Below are 17,405 nucleotides of genomic sequence, written 5' to 3' on the forward strand. Positions count from 1 at the left end.
GATCGATCATGTGGGAAAATGCGACCTTCGCTACCTGTCGACTCTAACGAAGATCAACAGCCGCTGTCGCGCTGAACCTCGACATAGCCAACGCCTATGATGGTGCCGTCAAACGCCCGAATGAAAGATGGAACATAGCGAGTGCTTGGCTCAACGCAGGCTGCCGCACCGGTATATTCGTTCAATGCGATCTCGTCCTGGGGCAGAGCGGAATAGTCCGTTGTGATTTCCAATGAAGCCGAAGCCGGCGTTACGAAGGTCCCGATTGCCAGCGCAAATGCCGGCAATCCTAGCCGAAGAAAGCTTTGCATTCGCCTCTCCCGTGTTTGATTACAAGCATTAACTAATGAACTGCGATTTAGTTCCAGTCCTGCTGCTACTACTTTCGCACAGTTGACCCGTAACTATTTCCGATGAAGCTAATTTGTATGATTTAACATAGCTGTAGATATGCCATCATCCAGGCAGGCAACGACCCGGTCGCCAAGCGAAGTATATGGGCACTAATCATTTTTATACTTCGGAATCACGCTTAGCGCCTCAACATCCGGCTGCGGACATAGCCCTTCCCTACAACATCCTCAGCGATCTCAATCGCCCGCTCCACATGCCCATCTTGCCGGATGAACCCCTCGAGGATGACGTACTGCCCGAGAATGGAAACGACGATTTCGCCGGTATCGACATCGCTGGCGACCCTGAGGGCGCTTTCGACCGCGGCACGGGTGGAAGCAAGACTGTGGCCTTGCCCGCAGGCTCCACCATGATCTTCCGTCGTCTGAAATCGAAGCACCATGTTTGCCTCCGAATGACAAAGCCGTGTTCTGGCTAACGCAGAAGCGGAGTTTTAGTTGCGCCGCACAAATCTATACTCGGGAGAATCTCGCCGAGATCGGCGCAACCTACTTGGCGCCTGCAACTCGCGGGCCATATATACCAGAGGCTTAGGTAAGGACGTTCACGATGAAAGTTCTACTTCCGACAGTTCTATCGGTCGTGATGCTTTCGAGCTGCACCACGGACAACTCCACCGAGGTTCAGCCGATTCCCGGCAGTATCACCTATGGCGGGCAACCGCGCACCAAGCTGACGAAATCACCGCCCGGCAGTGTCATCTACAATTCCTTCTACGACCAGACCGGCTCCAGGGTTAAGGAAACCTATATCCTTCAACCGGATCGCACCCTGAAGCTGACCCGACGCGTTATTGTGGCCGATTTCCCTTCACGAAACGGTTCTTGACACACGCATCGTTCGAGAACATTCAAGGAACGTCGAATATTTCCGCGGTGCGATTCTCCGCCGAAGCAACGGACGGCTGAATGTATCTTGAAAAGCTCAATCCCCAGCAGCGCGCGGCCGTCGAATACGGCACGCTCACTGATGGTACCCACATTGCCGGTCCGCTGCTTGTCATCGCCGGGGCTGGCTCAGGAAAGACGAACACGCTTGCCCACCGCGTCGCCCACCTGATCGTCAAGGGCGCCGATCCGCGCCGGATCCTGCTGATGACATTTTCCCGGCGCGCGGCCACCGAGATGGCGCGGCGTGTCGAGCGTATCTGCGCCCAGGTGCTCGGAAGCAATTCCGGCATCATGGTGGATGCGCTTGCCTGGAGCGGGACCTTTCATGGCATCGGGGCAAGACTGTTGCGCGACTACGCGGAGCAGATCGGCATCGACCCCGCCTTCACCATCCATGATCGCGAAGACAGCGCCGATCTGATGAACCTCATCCGGCACGAGCTCGGCTTCTCGAAGATGGAGAGCCGATTTCCGACAAAAGGCACCTGCCTTGCGATCTATTCGCGCGTCGTCAATTCGGAAGGTGAACTCGGCCTCGTCCTGCGCGACGCATTCCCCTGGTGCTCGGCATGGGAAGACCAGCTGCGGGAGCTCTTCGGCGCTTATGTCGAAGCCAAGCAGAACCAGAACATTCTCGACTACGACGATCTGCTGCTCTACTGGGCGCAGATGGTCAGCGAACCGATCATCGCCGAAGACATCGGCAGCCGTTTCGATCATGTCCTTGTCGACGAATACCAGGATACGAACCGGCTGCAGGCATCGATCCTGCTCGCTTTGAAGCCCGGCGGACAAGGCCTCACGGTCGTCGGTGACGATGCACAGTCGATCTATTCCTTCCGTGCCGCGACTGTGCGCAACATCCTCGACTTTCCCGCGGCATTCAGCCCCTCGGCCAATATCATCACGCTCGACCGCAACTATCGCTCGACGCAAACGATCCTTGCGGCGGCGAACGCCGTCATCGATCTCGCCTCGGAACGCTTCACGAAGAACCTCTGGACTGAGCGCCAATCGGCCCAGCGCCCGCGGCTCGTCACCGTGCGCGACGAAACCGAACAGGCGCGGTACGTCGCGGACAAGGTGCTGGAGAACCGCGAAGAAGGCGTGAAGCTCAAGCAGCAGTCGGTGCTGTTCCGCGCTTCGCATCACAGCGGCGCGCTGGAGGTCGAGCTCACTCGCCGCAACATCCCGTTCGTGAAGTTTGGCGGACTGAAATTCCTCGACAGCGCGCATGTGAAGGACATGATGGCCGCCCTGCGCTTTGCCCAGAACCCGCGCGACCGGGTCGCCGGCTTCCGGCTGATGCAGTTGCTTCCGGGCGTCGGGCCTTCGACGGCGCAGCGGGTCATCGACCAGATGGCGGCGGACGCGAGCCCGATGCAGGCGCTTGCCGACCTGCCGGCCCCTCCCCGCTCCGGCGAGGACTGGACAGCCTTCGTTGCAATGCTGCAGGAGGTGAAGACGGGCAAGGCCGGCTGGCCGGCAGAGATTGGCTTGGTTCGCGAGTGGTATTCGCCGCATCTTGAACGCCTGCACGAGGACGCCTCGACCCGCCAGGCCGACCTGCTGCAGCTCGAGCAGATTGCCGGCGGCTATCCCTCGCGTGAGCGTTTCCTGACAGACCTGACGCTCGATCCGCCGGATGCCACAAGCGACCAGGCCGGCGTGCCTCTGCTTGATGAAGACTATCTGATCCTCTCCACGATCCATTCCGCCAAGGGGCAGGAATGGACGCGGGTGTTCATGCTGAACGTCGTCGATGGATGCATCCCGTCGGACCTTGCAGTCGGCACCAGCGCCGAGATCGAGGAAGAACGGCGGCTGCTCTACGTCGCGATGACCCGCGCCAGGGACAATCTCGACCTCGTCGTGCCGCAACGCTTTTTCACACACGGCCAGAATGCGCAGGGCGACCGGCACGTCTACGCCTCGCGCACGCGCTTTATCCCGGCAACGCTGCTGCAATTCTTCGAGGTCACCGGCTGGCCGCAAGCCAAGGCCAATAGCGGTGCCTCGCATCAGGCGCGGCAGGTGCGCGTCGATGTCGGAGCGCGGATGCGCGGCATGTGGCGGTAAGCTCGTTTAGAGCGCAAGCGGCGGCTCGGCGGGCCGCAAGAAGGCATCGATGGCGGCCTGATCGACCGCCTCCGGTGTCGCCGGCGTCCAGCGCGGATTGCGATCCTTGTCGATGATCGCCGCACGGATGCCCTCGTAGAAATCAGGGCTTTTCAATATCTGTTGGCAGGCGCCGAGTTCGCGGTTCAGGCATTCGGCAAGGTTTCGGCTTTGCCGACCCTGGCGCAGGAGACGAAGCGCGAGTTTCAGACTGGTCGGAGAGCGCGTCTGAATGATCCGTAGCGTTTCGGCGGCAAAATCACCGGGTTCCTTCTCGAGCGCATCGATGATCTCCTCGACGGTGCCGAAATGAAAGCAACGCTCGATCAGGTCGCGGTTGCTTTTGATAGCACTCGCTCCCGGATCGCTGGAGAGGTTCTTCAAGACGGCTTCGACATCGCGCGGCCCTGCGTTTCGAGGCAGTTCCGCCAGCGTATCGATGATGTCAGGCAGCCGGAAGGACGCAATGTGGTGATCGGCCAGACCGGCATAGAGGATATCTGACGCATCGACAGTCTGTCCCGTCAGCCCCATCCAGGAGCCGGCTTCGCCGGGCGCATGCGCCAGCAGCCACGTCGCCCCCACGTCCGGAAAATAGCCAATCCCCGTTTCCGGCATGGCAAGTTTCGTTCGTTCCGTCACGACGCGATGGCGGCCATGCGAGCCAAGGCCGACGCCGCCGCCCATGGTGATGCCATCCATCAGCGCCACATAGGGTTTCGGGTAGGTGGCGATGCGATGGTTCAGGCGGAACTCCTCACGCCAGAAGGTCATCGCCAAATCGCTGCCGGCCCGACCGCTTTCGTGCAGCGCGCGAATGTCGCCGCCGGCGCAGAAGCCACGCTCCCCTTCCCCCGATACAACAACGGTGGCGATATTGGCGTCCGCCGCGAAGTCGTCCATCGCAGCAGCAAAAGAGCGGACCATGTCGAGCGTCAGGCTGTTCAGCGCGCGCGGTCGATTGAGGCGGATGATGCCGGCCGAGGCGCGACGTTCGACAATCACCTCACTGTGCTGAGCCTCGTCCCGCATGCTGACCTCCTCGCTCCCATGGCATCTTTCGCCTCGCGATCGCCACCTCAAGCGGCGCTGCCAAGCGGTACCTCACCTTACCGCACTCGGCGGCATAGTCGATGCCGGGGTGGAAGGATTGCGCTGTCTCTCAGAACGAAGCGGCAGCGAGCGCCCGTTGGAGACCCTGCAGATCGTCCACATTGCGATTGAGCAGAAACTGTTCCCAGTCCAGCGCGCTTTGAACGATCGTCTCCAGCGAATCGTACTTCGGCTTCCAATCCAGAACGCGGTGGGCAAGGCCTGAATCCGCGACAACGCTTGCGGCATCGCCCGGGCGCCTGGGCGCCATGTGAACCTTGAATGAGCGCCCGTGCAGGCGCGTGACCATGTTGAGCACGTCGAGCACCGAATACCCGGTCCCATAGCCGCAATTGGCAACCAGCGAACTGTTTCCGCCACGCAAATGCTGCAGGGCCTTCAGGTGAACTGCGGTGAGATCGCTGACGTGAATGTAGTCGCGCACGCCGGTTCCGTCATGCGTGGGGTAGTCGATACCGTAGACATGAACGCCACCGCGTTTGCCGAGTGCCGCCTCGCAGGCGACCTTGATCAGGTGCGTCGCGCCCGAGGTCGATTGGCCGCTGCGTCCGAGCGGATCGGCGCCTGCGACGTTGAAGTAGCGCAGCGCGACATAGTCGAAGTCGTAGGCCGCAGCTGCATCCCGCAGCATGAATTCCGTCATCAGCTTGGACTGGCCGTACGGATTTTCCGGATTGAGCGGCGCTGTCTCCTTGACCGGCTCGGACGTCTTCTGCGGACCGTAGACGGCGGCCGTCGAGGAAAAGACAAAATGGCGGATGCCGGCCTTGATCGCAGCGCTCAACAGTGCCCGCGTCTTGCCGGAATTGTTGTCGTAGTAGGCAAGCGGATCGGCAACGGATGCAGGCACGATCGCCGAACCGGCAAAATGAATGATCGCTTCAACGTCGTTCTCGATGAAGATCGTATTCAGCAGCCGGGCATCGGCGACATCGCCGAGATAGAAACGCGCGCGCGGTGAGACCGCCCAGCGGAAGCCAGTCGAAAGATTGTCGAGGACAACGACGTCCTCGCCTGCATCAAGCAATGTCCAGACCATGTGGCTGCCGATGTAGCCCGCCCCGCCGGTGACCAAAATTGCCATGTCCCGCATCCCTGTCTCATTCGTGCAGGATGCATCAGATGCTGATCTCCTTTCAGAATCTCCTATCGAAAGGGCGTTGCGGGGCTTCCGCGCCGGTAAGTTTGGTGGCGTGGTTAGGGCTCGATTTCGAGCCCTGCTACAATTTTATCGATGTGCCATTTCGAGAGCCCTTTTCAGGCGCCGGCGCTCTCGATTGCCGGGGCAGCCCCTGGCTTCCTGCGGCTCAGACCGAGAACGAGCGGTATGCTCAACGCGTAAACGACGACGACCGACAGCCATATGGCACCTGGCCATTCTTCCCGGATGACGAAATAGAAGCTCGAGAAAGCGAGCGGCCCGACGATCGACGCCAGGCTCACGGCCGACGCCAGCACACCCTGGAATTGGCCTTGCTGGCTCTCATCGACCTGACGCGTCGCCAAGGACTGCAAAGCGGGCACGCCGATGCCACCAAGAGCAAACACCGGCATGATTGCAAAGATCATCCAGCTTTGGGTCGCGAAGGCCATGACTACAAGCGCAACGGACACGCCGGCGACGCCGGTCAGAACGGCGGCACGCTCGCCGAACAGCTTCACCGCGGGTCCGGGAAGAAATGCCTGGGCGAGCGTCTGGCAGACGCCGAAGGTGCCGAGCGACAGGCCGATCCAGAGGCCGTTCCACTGGAACGTGTCACTACCCCAGAGCGCCCAGCATGTACCGTACGCCTCCCCGGTGGCGCTGAAGACGAAAAAGATGAAGATGATAGGAAGCAGGCTCTTCATCGAAAGCACCCAGCGCAGCGGCCGAAGGGGATTGAGCGCGCGAAGTTCGATTTTCTCCCGGGTGGGTGCGCGCGACTCCGGCAATATCAGATAGGCCAGCAGCAGATTGCAGGCATTCAGCACCGCCGCCGCAATGAACGGCAGCCGCAGCCAGTGGTCGCCAAGGGCACCGCCGAGAATGGGACCGATGATGAAGCCGATACCGAACATGGCATTGAACAGGCCGAAGCGGCGGGCACGCTTATCCTCGGGGGAAATGTCGGTGATATAGGCGGTCGCCACCGACATGTTGGCGCTTGTCAGGCCGGCAATCGCACGGCCGAGCAGCAGCATCCAGAGATTGGACGCAAAAGCAAGGAACAGGTAGTTGATGGCCGCGCCGGCAAGAGAGATCAGCAGCACCGGCCGACGGCCCAGCCGGTCGCTGAGCGCGCCAAGCACCGGCGCAAAAATGAACTGCACAGCCGCATAAAGAGCGGTCATTGTACCGATGTAGGGCGCAACGTCCCTGGAATGGGTGACCTCCTGCAGCAGCGAAGGCAGAATTGGAAAGATGAGGCCAATGCCGACGGCATCGAGAACAATGGCGGTGAAGATGACAACGAGTGGTTTGTTCATGGGCGTGTTCCGATCGACGCAAGCGTGCGGAGTCGCCGAAGGGCGCGCCGGAGCCTACGGTGGTTGGGCCTGACAGTGTCAGGCATTGCATTCTGGAAAACGCTGGCCGAACCATGCTTCAAAAACACATGGCTGGCGTGTACTTGGCCACCTGGACGACTATTCGTCCACCTGTTTACTCCGCCGTTGACGGATCAAGGGAAGCGGCCGCTTTGCGCGATACTTGGCAATAACATCAGACGATCATGCGCGACAAGGGCTTTATGAGCGCGCTCGGATGACGGGTGGCAGGCCCCCGATATCTTCACCACCGCCGAAGCAATTCCGTAAGGTCTTCCCAAAGGATGACGATCCCGATGACGAGCAGCCCACCGGGAACCAGAAAATAGAGGATTCTGACGGGATTGATCGTGAAGAAGAGCAGATACAGGAAGCCGTAGATCCCGGCGACCACGAGCACCGAACCCAAAACGAGGGAAATTATCTTCCTGACCAAGACGCACCCCCGGCGCTAAACCTCTAAGGGAATTGCTACACCAAACATGCCCAGGCTGTATAGTTGAACGACGTGTGCCGTTCGTCTCAGTACTCGGGTGAGATCTGTCGAACACTCTTCAGATAGCGCTCTATGGGGAAGAGCCACTCGAACCTCGGCATCGCGCTGATTGCATCCTCAGCGGTACACCAGGGATACGGCAAGACGTGGATCCAACCCATAATCGCGTCAAGTTCATCGGCCGGCAGTACCTGCATGACGTCTATTGTGATGATGAGCTTTTCGATCAGGCATCGATCGCCGGAGGAAAAATACCAATCGTAGCGCCCGCTCCCCACCCGGATCGCGCCGTTGTTCTTCTCCGACATGCCGACCAGCCAGTGGCACGGAAAATGCCGGCGATTGGCTTCGGTCGGACGTGCAAGACAGAAGGTGTAGACGTTCTCAAAGTCGTTCGCAAAGCGACGGCAAAGGATCTCTTCAACCGCCTCTACGCCGCGAGCCGAACTCGGAAAGGATATGGCCTCGGTCTTTACGATCATTTCCAACGCGACATCAGGCGCAAAGGCACGGCGCATCAAGGCGGGACGATTTCCGTCTTTCGCATAGAAGTAGGTTGAAACGGCTTCATAAGGGCTCGACATGCATAGCTCCCCCACAGCGTCGGCTGGGGGACTGTACAACAAACGACGGCTTCCGGCGACGTGGGTGTTACCGCTTGCCAGCGACCGCCCGGAAGCCTCGCCTCACTCCATGCCGGCCAGCGCCTTGCGCGCGATGCTGGCCGCGAAGAGTGGCGTTTCGCGGCGATTGTGGTCTCCGCCCGCGGCCTGGCGGGCTGCGGCGGCCTGCTCGAAGGTCTGGCCGTGCTGTTCAATGAAGTCCATGAATGCGTCCGTTGGATGGGACGTGACACGGTTCGTATAGCGGGTGCGTCCGCCTTCCATAGGTTCGGCAATCAGTTCCCAGATGACGTTGACCTGTGTGCGACCGACTGCCGTGAATACGTCGGAGATCGAATTCATTTTGCAGTAGGATGCCGTCGCCTCGTCCGCAACATAGTGCTGGACGACCAGGCCTGTTCCGATCATTTCGACATTGATCGACATTCGACGACCATCATCCGTGGTGGTGCTACCCGCGGCAATATGGTCCGGTGGGCAGCAACGCAGATATTCCGCCTCCGGCAAATTGAAGAGCCATTCGGCGATATTGACCTTTTCGAACGGCACGTCGATTTCGGCAGTGAAAGCGGATTGCGAGAGGATCTTGTCGCTCAGGATTTTCATTCGTGTCTTCCTTCGATCTTTCCGCAGCTTCGCACCGCCCGTCATCGGACAGACCAGGATCGTAGCGGAACGGGATTTGTGCAGGTGGTGGGGTCTGGCGAATTCTTACGGGGCAGGACGACTGTTCTGCTACAAATGAAACTGACAGCCGCTCGGGAAGCGCACCATCACACTCATGATCTAGCGAAACATACTTAGGTCTAGGTGTCGCCGTGATCGCAAACGGTGCCGAGCAGTCGATGAGTGACGTCCGCTATCGGCAGTGGGTTCAACAGACCGCCGCAACACACTCTGCAAATCTTTCCGCGGTGGTTGAAGTAGAAGTTCGGGCAGCTGGCGCCGGAATTGAATCCGCTCCGGGGAGGCTGGACGATCAAAAGGAGACAACCTAAAAGAGATTAACCTCAACCAGACTCGTGAAGGACGGGAAAATGAAACGCATCGAGATGGAGGTGAGCGGTGGCTGCCAGTGCGGTGCCGTGCGCTACCGCGCAACCGCTATGCTCGACAATTCGCATATCTGCCATTGCCGGATGTGCCAGAAAGCCTCGGGCAACATCTTTGCCGCGCTTGTTGCCGCCCCTGATGATGCGCTCACCTGGACACGCGGCAAGCCTGATGTCTGGAAGAGCTCGGAGCTTGTCGAGCGCGGCTTCTGTGCCAACTGCGGCACGCCATTGTTTTTCCATCATCTCGAAAACGGTCGCACAAACCTGATGATCGGTTCGCTTGACGATCCACACGCCTTCCCGCCGCACGCCAATACTTGCACCGAGAACATGGTGGCATGGTTCGATACGATCACGGACATAGAAAACACCGGTGCGACGGAAACCAACGGCGCCGATTGGGCCGCGGCAATCAAGGCGAGCAACAACCAGCACCCCGATCACGATACCACCTCATGGGCAGTGAGGGCGCGCGATGGCTGAGCAGTCTTCCAACGGCTGCCAGTCGCTGAATGGGCGTTTACGCACGCATTTACCGTAACGTACTTCCATTTACATGCTCGTCCCTGTCTCCTGATGCTACGGTTTCCCTACTTTGCATTCAGTTGGTGAGACAGGAGACAGACGATGTTGAGATCGCACTTGTGTGCGGCGACTGCCGTTTCGATTTTAGGGCTTGTGGCGGCATCGGGTTTGCCTGCCGCCGCGCAGGACAATGCCGCGAAAATCCCGCCGCTGATGGAACAAATCAACAAGGGCAATTGGCTCCCGCAGCAGGAAGCAGAACAGCTGCGTGACGAGTTCTACTATCAGAACGCCGTCCAGGCCTACATTCTCACGATCCCCATCCTTAATACGATCGGCATGAAGGACGGCTCCGAGGCCACCTTCGGTGCTGGCTATAATGTGCTGCCCATCTGGAAGGAGCGCATGGATAGCCGTACGTGGGTTCCAACACCGAACGCCGACGTCATCTACTCGATGAGCTATCTCGATCTGAAGAAGGACGGGCCGCTGGTCGTTGCCGCGCCGCCGAACGTCATCGGCATGTTCACCGACTTCTACCAGCGCACGCTTACCGACGTCGGCGCGATCGGGCCCGACCGGGCACGCGGCGGACTGTACCTGCTGTTGCCGCCGGACTACGACGGAGAAGTCCCCAAGGGTTACTTTGCATTCAAGTCGCCAACCTACAACGTCTTCCTGTTCTTCCGTACGATCATGGCAAAGGGCGAGAACGGCCCCGATCCGGCACCGGCCGCAGCAAATGCAGACCGGACGCGGGTCTATCCGCTCTGGGCTCCGGAGAAGGATGTGAAGCCGATGCAGTTTCCGGACGCGAGCGGAAAGCGCGTCAACATGATGTACCCGACGGGCAATACCTACTGGACGAAACTCAAGGCGTTCGTTGACTACGAGCCGGTCGCTTCGATCGATCTGGTGACACGCGGCGTGCTCGCGTCGATCGGCATCATCAAGGGCCAGCCCTTCGAGCCAACCGACAAGCAGAGCGCCGCTCTGCAGAAGGCTATCGAAGCTGCTCCAAAGATGATCCTAGCGAGCCGCCAGCTCGGTCGCCCTGACAAGCGCAATCTCTACTACAAGGATCGACAGTACGAAAACATCTGGGCGGGCGGCACCGCCGAATGGATGCAGGACAGCTATCTCGATGTTCTTCAGCGAGCCTCTTACTTCCAGTTTGCCTATTCGTCCGCTCCGGCGATGGTCATGCGGACGCTTGATGCCGGTTCGAAATATCCGTTCACTGCCCGCGACGCCGATGGCAATTTCCTGAATGGGTCGAATGCCTACAAACTGCACCTACCGCCCAATCCGCCTGCCGCTCTCTTCTGGGCCGTGACCGCCTACAATGTCACAGATGGATCGATGCCGGAAACCAAGCAGCTATTGCCGTCCATAAACGCCTTCTACAAGGTGAAAACCAACGACGACGGATCGGTTGATCTCTATTTCGGAGCGACCAAACCGGCCGAAGCTCCGGACAGCAATTGGATACAGACGGTTGAAGGTCGCGACTTTATCGCAGCCGTGCGCCTCTATGGCACAGGGGTTGAATTCTTCGATCAAACCTGGAAGCCGGATGATGTGGTGAAGCTGAACTAGCCTTGGGATGAAATGCAGTCATTGGCGGCCTTGTTTTCCGGCGGTTCCACTGAGAGCATATTGTCTGCGAAGTCCTTGAGCGCGGTCTTGGCCGCCACCTCCCCGTAAACGGAGAAGCACTTGGCCCCTCTCAGAACCTCACGGCGGTCGCAGCGTTGCGCGACGGCAAAACTGACTATACGCTCCCTCATCCAACCTCGGCAGCAGCACGGCGACAGGGTGACAAATGGCAATTTCATTTTGGACGGGCAAAGCTGCGGGATGCTCGACTCGGGTTTTGGTTTTGCTTTCACTCGCGCTCAGTGGGGCTGCTGCGGCTGAGTCCCGTCAGGCGCGCGACGAGTTGAAGGCATTTCCCGAGGCATCCGCTGGCCAGCAACGACACGTTATCTTCCTGCCAAAGCGTACCGACGAAGATGCGCGGCGAGTTGGAGTGATCGTAGGCCGAACCGAGTTGGTGGACTGTAATCGGCATACCTTTGGCTCCCGGTTGGAGAAGCGTACGGTTGATGGCTGGGGGTATGACTACCACGTCGTTACCGGAGTTGGCCCAACAGCGAGTACGCGGATGGCTTGCCCGGATACCACGAAGAAAAAAGCGTTTGTGCGCAGCTCGGACGAGCCGCTCCTACGATACAACAGCCGGCTTCCGCTCGTGGTGTTTGCACCTGTCGACGTGGAAATCCGATACCGGATTTGGAAAGCCGGCCCGGAGAAAGCGGCGGACTAACGACACTTCGTTCGGTAGCGCGCGATCCAGGAGCGTAAAATCGTGGGCGAGACCGACAGATCATGGCTGAAACGAACGAGGTTGCCTTCGCTCGAAGGGTCGGTGTGGCGTTGCGGAAATGGCGTCCGCTTTCGGCCGTAAGCGGACTAAATGAGTGGCGCTTTTCTGATCGGCGGGCGATTACGGTCCGCTGGCTCCGCTATTTCTTCTTCGCTTGATCGTGATGCCACTTGATGGCGAAGAACATGCCCGTGCCTAACACGAGGAGCTTGAGTGGAAAGAAGACTATAGGGAACCAATCCCACATTTCGGATATTTCCAGGCTATTACTGACAGTATCTATCGTGAGGGAGCACTACCTCAAAACTGCTGCATGCAACATCAGCCATGTTGACGCAGATGCGATCACAACATTCCCATCATACGGCTTGACTGGGCTTGCCCCATGTTTCCGGACAGGTTGGTGACCGCTTCTGGCGCGAAGCGGAAGCCCGCAGGCGGCCCTTTGCGGACATTCCCCAACCCGTCATGTGAAGTCTGCGATGGGGTAGGAAACGGACGGTCTGGTACAGAATGGGAAGCGAAGGAAGTTGCCCTTCACTCCCGGCGTACATTCACAGCGGTAGTAACACCCAACAATACCAGCAGACATCCGCCGACAAGAAAAGCTGTCGGCGTTCCCCAGCGCGCGGCTATGGCGCTGCCGATCAGCGGTGCTGACAGCATAATGAGCATGATCACCGCCTCCCCAGCAGCAAATACCCGCCCGATGCGATCATGCGGTGTTTCAGCCTGCACAATGGTCCGGTAGGGCACCAGCATGAATGCTGTAGCACCGCCCATCAATGCCAACACCAAGAGGAATGTCGCTAAGTGCAGCGACCAACCTGATATTGCCGCTGCCGCAACGGTTGCGGTGGTGAGCCCGGAAATTGTCGCTGCTACTGCCATGGTTGTAATCGGACGTTTCCCTGCGATGCGTCCTGCGGCTAGAGCACCAATCAGCCCGCCCAATCCGGAGGCCGCGATGGAAAGGCCGAAAGCCGTGGCTCCGAACCCAAAGCCCTCGGCGAGAAGCGCGATCAGCGCGTCGTAGAGAAAGAACGAGAAATAGGCGAAGGCCGAAAAAACGAGTGCCACCAGCAAACGACGGCTGCGTCGGAACTCGGAGATACCAGCGAGGGATTCGGTAAAGAACCGGCCACCATTGTTGCCAGGCTGCCGCGACGGTATCGTTACGGCAAGTGCGATCAAGGCAGCAATGAGCGATAACCCGGAGTTGAGCAAGAACACGATCTGTGCAGGCCAAAAGGCCAACAACAGCCCGCCGATCGCCGGACCGGCAATCTTGGAGGTCTGATTGATGGCCTGATGCAGCCCATTAGCGTGACCCAGCAAATGCGCGGGCGTTGTTGCCTGTATTGCCGCCTGTCGTGCCGGCGTGAAAGCGGAGTCGATCGCTCCACGTAGAAACACGAGCCCCAGCAAGACCGCCGCATCGCCCGTAAAGGCAAACGCCACAGTCACCAAACTGCGTCCTAGATTGCTAGTTACCAGAACCCTGCGAATCGATGCCCGATCCACGATCACGGCCATCAAAGGTCCAACCAAGATGTAGGGAAGACTTAGCGCTAAAGCGAAGCCGGCCAGCACGAGCGGCCCATGTCCCCAACCGTAGACGAGTAGTGCGACGATGGCAGCATAGTCCAGCCAATCCGCGAAATCGGCCGGCACACTTGCCACGGCCAATCGTCTCGGCACCGGCAGGCGAATGAGGGAACTATAACTTGCGCGTTCTTTCATTACACCTGACCATCCAGAGGCTGTGCACGAGTGCCATCCACACCCCCTGTGTTCGGTCATGCACCAGTAACAGTTCGCAAGTCTAGCTCAGGCTCACAAATGTCCGCTTTGCGGCAAAAGCAAAAGATGTATTAAATGACCGCAATGGGGTCGAAAGTCGACAATGATCGAGGTGTGCCGCTAGGTCCGCTATTGGCGCGAAGCGGACGACGGAGGATACCCGCGATCGTCGCCAAGCGGGCCTTCGGTCGCGGGCAGCCTCGCTACCCGCGAGCACCGCACCAGCTTACCATTTCACCCGGAAGCCGGCGGTTCCACTGAGAGCATAGCTGTCTGCGAAGTCCTTGAGCGCGGATTTGGCTGTCAACTCGCCGTAAACGGAGAAGCGCTCGTCCTTCCATGTGACGGAGCCGCCGAGGGTGAGGCCCGCCCAGAGACGCTCGCTCTCACTGTTGAAGCCGACGCCCGATACGTCGACCGCCGTGCCGTCCAGAAACTCGTTGTAGAGGTTGGCAACGCCATATACCCGCCCGTGGACCGCGTTGCCGCCGGAAGACTGCCAGGTCTCGTCGCGATCAAGGGCCACACCCAGCCGACCGATGAGGCTGTCACCGTCCTTCAACGACACGCGTGCGCCGAACCGGTCGTTGAAGTCGTCGAAGTCGACCGAGGAATAAACAAGCTGGGCCTGCGGCGTTATCGACCATGAGCCGGAGGTGATGCGGCGGCCGGTTTCGAGGCTCAGGGCATAACCGAAGCCGTTGCTGCCGTCCTTGAGGTAGCCATCCATCAGATCGGATTTCAGATTGGTGTCGTACCAGGTCGCCTGGCTTACAGCGTCTGCATAGAAGCCGTCCTCGCCATACCAGGTCAGCGTCGCCCCGACGCCGTATCCTGTGGTATCGACCTCACCGTTGCCATAGATCGAGCTGATGTCGCCTGTGATCGTGCCGAGATGCGCGGTGAGCCCGCCGATCAGGCGGCCCTTGCCGTTCTGGCACAACTCACCGTCGATCCCGCCTTCGGATTTCCACAGATTGTAGTCGTAGGCAGAACCGCTGCTGCTGACCTCAGGTGCGACGCTTCCGTGCACACCGTTCGTTCGAAACCACACACCGTCAAGCCCCGCTGCGGCAACAGGATCGATGTCCGTCTGCCAGTATCGGTTCCCGACACGCTGCTGCAATGTGCCGAGTTCGTTCAGCATCTGCAGCATCTGCGGATAGGCCTCGTACATGGCGACCCCCGGCTGGTACAACGGCTCCGGTGGCACGGATGCATTCAGTGTCGAGCGCAGATACCAGTCGCCGTCTGTGCCTTGATAAAGCCGATAGGCATAGGCACCGCCGACGACGGCCTGATCGCCCTCGTAGACATAGTCGCCGAGCAGCGAGAAAGTCCCGGTCGACGTGCCGCCGACATCGACGATCCTGATGCCCTGGTCCGTCAGTGCGCCGTCTCCGCCAAGATTGGTGACGCTGACGGTCGTGGTCCCCGTCGTGTTACCCGTGACGACGAGCTGATCGGTGGCCGAGCTATCCTCGCCAAGGACGCTTTCGATCGCCAGGGTACCGCCATCGCCGATATAGTCGCCTGCGATTGTCAGCGTGCCGATCCCGTTGCTGCCGGGTGCGATGGTGCCGCCGGCATCGTTTGTCGTGTCGCCGACGACGCCCGTGCCAGCGAGAACGCCAGTGACGACATCCACAACCCCGCCCAGGGTTCCATTGACCTCCAGCATGCCGCCGTAAATGCTGGCGGTGCCGGAAAAGCCCGTCTGGTCTGCATTGAAGATCGTTCGCCCTGCGAACTGGTTGATCGCACCGCTGCCGTTGATCGCGGTATCGAAGAGATAGCCGCTTTCAGTGTGGTTGAAATTGATCTCGGCCCTTGCCGCGAGGGTCACCGCAGACGCGACAAGCGTGCCGGCCGCCTGTGCCGCTCCTCCCGCTGCCCCGCCAATGTTCAGCGACGCGTTGCTATCGGCGTCCGCGCCTCCGACCACGAGTGCCGAAGCGCCTCCGTTCACCACCACTCTGCCGTCGTCGGCAATGGTCAGAACGCCGGTGCCGAAAGTTCCAACGTTGATGCTCGTTGCGCTCAGTTCAGAACCTTCGCCGGAGACCAGGACGTCGAAATCGGGAACGACAGCCCCGCTCGCGGTGGCGATGTTCATGGTCGTTGCGGTCACGACGCCGCCATCGAGGATCGAGAGCGAGCCTTTTTGCATGCCGAAGATCGCAGCCGTATCCCATCGGGAGCCCTCACCCGACACGATGGCCGTGACGTTGGCTCCCGCGTAAGCGGTGGCGCCAAGGCCGCCGAAAGTTGTCGCACCGCTGATGTCAACCACAGCGCCATCAAGCACATTGATGGCGGTTGTGCCGTTATAAGAGCCGAAACCGCCAGCCTCCAATCTTGACCCGTCTCCGAGGACATTGATGGTCGCCGTCCCGAGAGTGCCAGGTTTGTGGACCAAGACGCTGGCCGATGTGGTGTAGGCCGCACCGTCCTCGATCGTGAATGTGGAAACGCTTCCGACGCCGCCGCTCAATTGCGTGGTGTCGGTACCCGTAGCGGTCAAGCGGGTCCCCGCGCCTGATAGCGTCAGGCTCGCCTCTGAACCGGCAGTCGAAGCAATGTTCAGCTGGGAAAGTGTGCCGCCGGCCGATGTTCCAAACGTGACATCGCCGCCATTGTTGATCACCATGGCACCGTCATCAACGGTTATGCGGCTTACACCTGATGCCGTTCCGTTGACGACAAGCGTGCCGCCATTGTTGTTGGTCAGGACCGTGTTGGTGTTGACGATCTGGCCGGACAAAGTGAGCGTCGTGCCGGTGGCAATACTGAGGTTTGCCGCGGTCGAAAAGGTCAGTGTATGACTTCCCGTTTCCACGGTGATGTTCCTGTTGACCGCCGACAAGGTGCTGGTAACCGCAAAGCTGCTTGTCAGGGTTATCGTGGAGGATGGGTCGCCGCTTGCTGCGGCGTCGGCGATCGCCTGATTGAGTTCGCTTTCATTCGACGCTGTGAAGTTTGCGGCGAGCGACGGTCGGATGGTGCAGCCTATCGCGAGGACGATGATCGAGACGCCGGAGAGGAAACGGACCTTCCTGTCCGATTTGACGGCTGCCCGTCCAAGCACTCGTGCCGCTCTTGAAGTCCGTGTTTCCACCGCACCGTCGCTCATGTCCGCCCCTAAAATGAATGCATTTCCCCGCAGCTCTTCCAATTGAATACAATGAAAGGTTGCGGCTCCAGGCAATCGGATAGTCAAAAAAAGTAACGGGCGAAACAGCGAGTTCTGGCGGGCAGGAATTGAGGGTGGACGCGGTCGGGCTTCAGATTCGCCCATAAATGACCGTTAAAGCAATTATTTAAGCTTTTTCGTATCGAGATTGAGCCTCTCGAACAACAGCCAAACACCGCAGTTATCATAGCAAGCAATAAGAGCAATCTATACGAGTATAGGTCTCAAATTAGTCTTATTCTTTTCGACTTGTGTGCTCA

General features: G+C 59.4%; 15 protein-coding genes. 5 read left to right on the top strand and 10 right to left on the bottom strand.

Annotated elements, in window-relative coordinates; all coding sequences use genetic code 11:
• Positions 1–53: 53 nt before the first annotated feature.
• Positions 54–311 carry a hypothetical protein gene (locus JNB88_RS00360; RefSeq protein WP_220353826.1) on the bottom strand — a complete coding sequence of 86 codons (258 nt, stop codon included), beginning with the start codon at positions 309–311 and terminating at the stop codon, positions 54–56.
• Positions 312–532: 221 nt separating this feature from the next.
• Positions 533–796, bottom strand: coding sequence for a BON domain-containing protein (locus JNB88_RS00365; RefSeq protein WP_220353827.1), 264 nt, complete (start codon positions 794–796; stop codon positions 533–535).
• 167 nt (positions 797–963) lie between these two features.
• On the opposite strand from JNB88_RS00365, the gene JNB88_RS00370 reads away from it, so the two are divergent.
• Both JNB88_RS00370 and JNB88_RS00375 read left to right on the top strand, forming a co-directional pair.
• Positions 964–1,242, top strand: a complete 279-nt coding sequence (locus tag JNB88_RS00370; protein WP_220353828.1) for a hypothetical protein — start codon at positions 964–966, stop codon at positions 1,240–1,242.
• An 80-nt stretch (positions 1,243–1,322) separates the two neighbouring features.
• Positions 1,323–3,383, top strand: a complete 2,061-nt coding sequence (locus tag JNB88_RS00375; RefSeq protein WP_220353829.1) for an ATP-dependent helicase — start codon at positions 1,323–1,325, stop codon at positions 3,381–3,383.
• Positions 3,384–3,389: 6 nt separating this feature from the next.
• Here JNB88_RS00375 and JNB88_RS00380 read toward each other — a convergent pair whose 3' ends face one another.
• The 6 genes from JNB88_RS00380 to JNB88_RS00405 all read right to left on the bottom strand — a co-directional run bounded on the left by JNB88_RS00380 (position 3,390) and on the right by JNB88_RS00405 (position 8,786).
• Positions 3,390–4,454: an enoyl-CoA hydratase/isomerase family protein gene (locus tag JNB88_RS00380; protein WP_220353830.1), complete on the bottom strand. Its 1,065-nt coding sequence runs from the start codon at positions 4,452–4,454 to the stop codon at positions 3,390–3,392.
• A 130-nt stretch (positions 4,455–4,584) separates the two neighbouring features.
• Entirely contained in the window at positions 4,585–5,619 is a 1,035-nt protein-coding gene (gene galE / locus JNB88_RS00385; RefSeq protein ID WP_220353831.1) for a UDP-glucose 4-epimerase GalE, read from the bottom strand.
• 173 nt (positions 5,620–5,792) lie between these two features.
• The gene (locus tag JNB88_RS00390; RefSeq protein ID WP_220353832.1) at positions 5,793–7,001 is read right to left on the bottom strand and encodes a TCR/Tet family MFS transporter; all 1,209 of its coding nucleotides are present in this window, start codon (positions 6,999–7,001) and stop codon (positions 5,793–5,795) included.
• A 304-nt stretch (positions 7,002–7,305) separates the two neighbouring features.
• Entirely contained in the window at positions 7,306–7,497 is a 192-nt protein-coding gene (locus JNB88_RS00395) for a hypothetical protein (protein WP_220353833.1), read from the bottom strand.
• 86 nt (positions 7,498–7,583) lie between these two features.
• On the bottom strand, positions 7,584–8,141 hold the full coding sequence (locus JNB88_RS00400) for a hypothetical protein (protein WP_220353834.1): 558 nt from the start codon (positions 8,139–8,141) through the stop codon (positions 7,584–7,586).
• 102 nt (positions 8,142–8,243) lie between these two features.
• Positions 8,244–8,786 (bottom strand): hypothetical protein, encoded by a 543-nt coding sequence (locus JNB88_RS00405; protein WP_220353835.1) that lies wholly within the window; start codon positions 8,784–8,786, stop codon positions 8,244–8,246.
• 431 nt (positions 8,787–9,217) lie between these two features.
• Between JNB88_RS00405 and JNB88_RS00410 the strand changes: the two genes are divergently transcribed.
• The 3 genes from JNB88_RS00410 (at position 9,218) to eco (ending at position 12,089) form a co-directional block, all read left to right on the top strand.
• Entirely contained in the window at positions 9,218–9,718 is a 501-nt protein-coding gene (locus JNB88_RS00410; protein ID WP_220353836.1) for a GFA family protein, read from the top strand.
• A gap of 144 nt (positions 9,719–9,862) precedes the next feature.
• Complete coding sequence (locus JNB88_RS00415) at positions 9,863–11,359, top strand: DUF1254 domain-containing protein (protein ID WP_223217062.1); 1,497 nt, start codon at positions 9,863–9,865, stop codon at positions 11,357–11,359.
• A gap of 226 nt (positions 11,360–11,585) precedes the next feature.
• Entirely contained in the window at positions 11,586–12,089 is a 504-nt protein-coding gene (gene eco, locus JNB88_RS00420; protein WP_220353837.1) for a serine protease inhibitor ecotin, read from the top strand.
• A 597-nt stretch (positions 12,090–12,686) separates the two neighbouring features.
• On the opposite strand, the gene JNB88_RS00425 is transcribed toward eco, so the two are convergent.
• Together JNB88_RS00425 and JNB88_RS00430 are read right to left on the bottom strand one after the other, a co-directional pair.
• Complete coding sequence (locus tag JNB88_RS00425) at positions 12,687–13,892, bottom strand: MFS transporter (protein ID WP_220353838.1); 1,206 nt, start codon at positions 13,890–13,892, stop codon at positions 12,687–12,689.
• 286 nt (positions 13,893–14,178) lie between these two features.
• Complete coding sequence (locus JNB88_RS00430; protein ID WP_220353839.1) at positions 14,179–17,085, bottom strand: autotransporter family protein; 2,907 nt, start codon at positions 17,083–17,085, stop codon at positions 14,179–14,181.
• Between the last annotated feature and the right edge of the window lie 320 nt (positions 17,086–17,405).

Source organism: Rhizobium cauense (assembly GCF_019511525.1).
Lineage (GTDB): Bacteria > Pseudomonadota > Alphaproteobacteria > Rhizobiales > Rhizobiaceae > Rhizobium > Rhizobium cauense.

Bases quoted from the DNA above. Each gene is read 5' to 3' on its own strand.
- JNB88_RS00360 (WP_220353826.1), bottom strand. From the start codon at position 311: ATGCAAAGCTTTCTTCGGCTAGGATTGCCGGCATTTGCGCTGGCAATC.
- JNB88_RS00365 (WP_220353827.1), bottom strand. From the start codon at position 796: ATGGTGCTTCGATTTCAGACGACGGAAGATCATGGTGGAGCCTGCGGG.
- JNB88_RS00370 (WP_220353828.1), top strand. From the start codon at position 964: ATGAAAGTTCTACTTCCGACAGTTCTATCGGTCGTGATGCTTTCGAGC.
- JNB88_RS00375 (WP_220353829.1), top strand. From the start codon at position 1,323: ATGTATCTTGAAAAGCTCAATCCCCAGCAGCGCGCGGCCGTCGAATAC.
- JNB88_RS00380 (WP_220353830.1), bottom strand. From the start codon at position 4,454: ATGCGGGACGAGGCTCAGCACAGTGAGGTGATTGTCGAACGTCGCGCC.
- galE (WP_220353831.1), bottom strand. From the start codon at position 5,619: ATGGCAATTTTGGTCACCGGCGGGGCGGGCTACATCGGCAGCCACATG.
- JNB88_RS00390 (WP_220353832.1), bottom strand. From the start codon at position 7,001: ATGAACAAACCACTCGTTGTCATCTTCACCGCCATTGTTCTCGATGCC.
- JNB88_RS00400 (WP_220353834.1), bottom strand. From the start codon at position 8,141: ATGTCGAGCCCTTATGAAGCCGTTTCAACCTACTTCTATGCGAAAGAC.
- JNB88_RS00405 (WP_220353835.1), bottom strand. From the start codon at position 8,786: ATGAAAATCCTGAGCGACAAGATCCTCTCGCAATCCGCTTTCACTGCC.
- JNB88_RS00410 (WP_220353836.1), top strand. From the start codon at position 9,218: ATGAAACGCATCGAGATGGAGGTGAGCGGTGGCTGCCAGTGCGGTGCC.
- JNB88_RS00415 (WP_223217062.1), top strand. From the start codon at position 9,863: ATGTTGAGATCGCACTTGTGTGCGGCGACTGCCGTTTCGATTTTAGGG.
- eco (WP_220353837.1), top strand. From the start codon at position 11,586: ATGGCAATTTCATTTTGGACGGGCAAAGCTGCGGGATGCTCGACTCGG.
- JNB88_RS00425 (WP_220353838.1), bottom strand. From the start codon at position 13,892: ATGAAAGAACGCGCAAGTTATAGTTCCCTCATTCGCCTGCCGGTGCCG.
- JNB88_RS00430 (WP_220353839.1), bottom strand. From the start codon at position 17,085: ATGAGCGACGGTGCGGTGGAAACACGGACTTCAAGAGCGGCACGAGTG.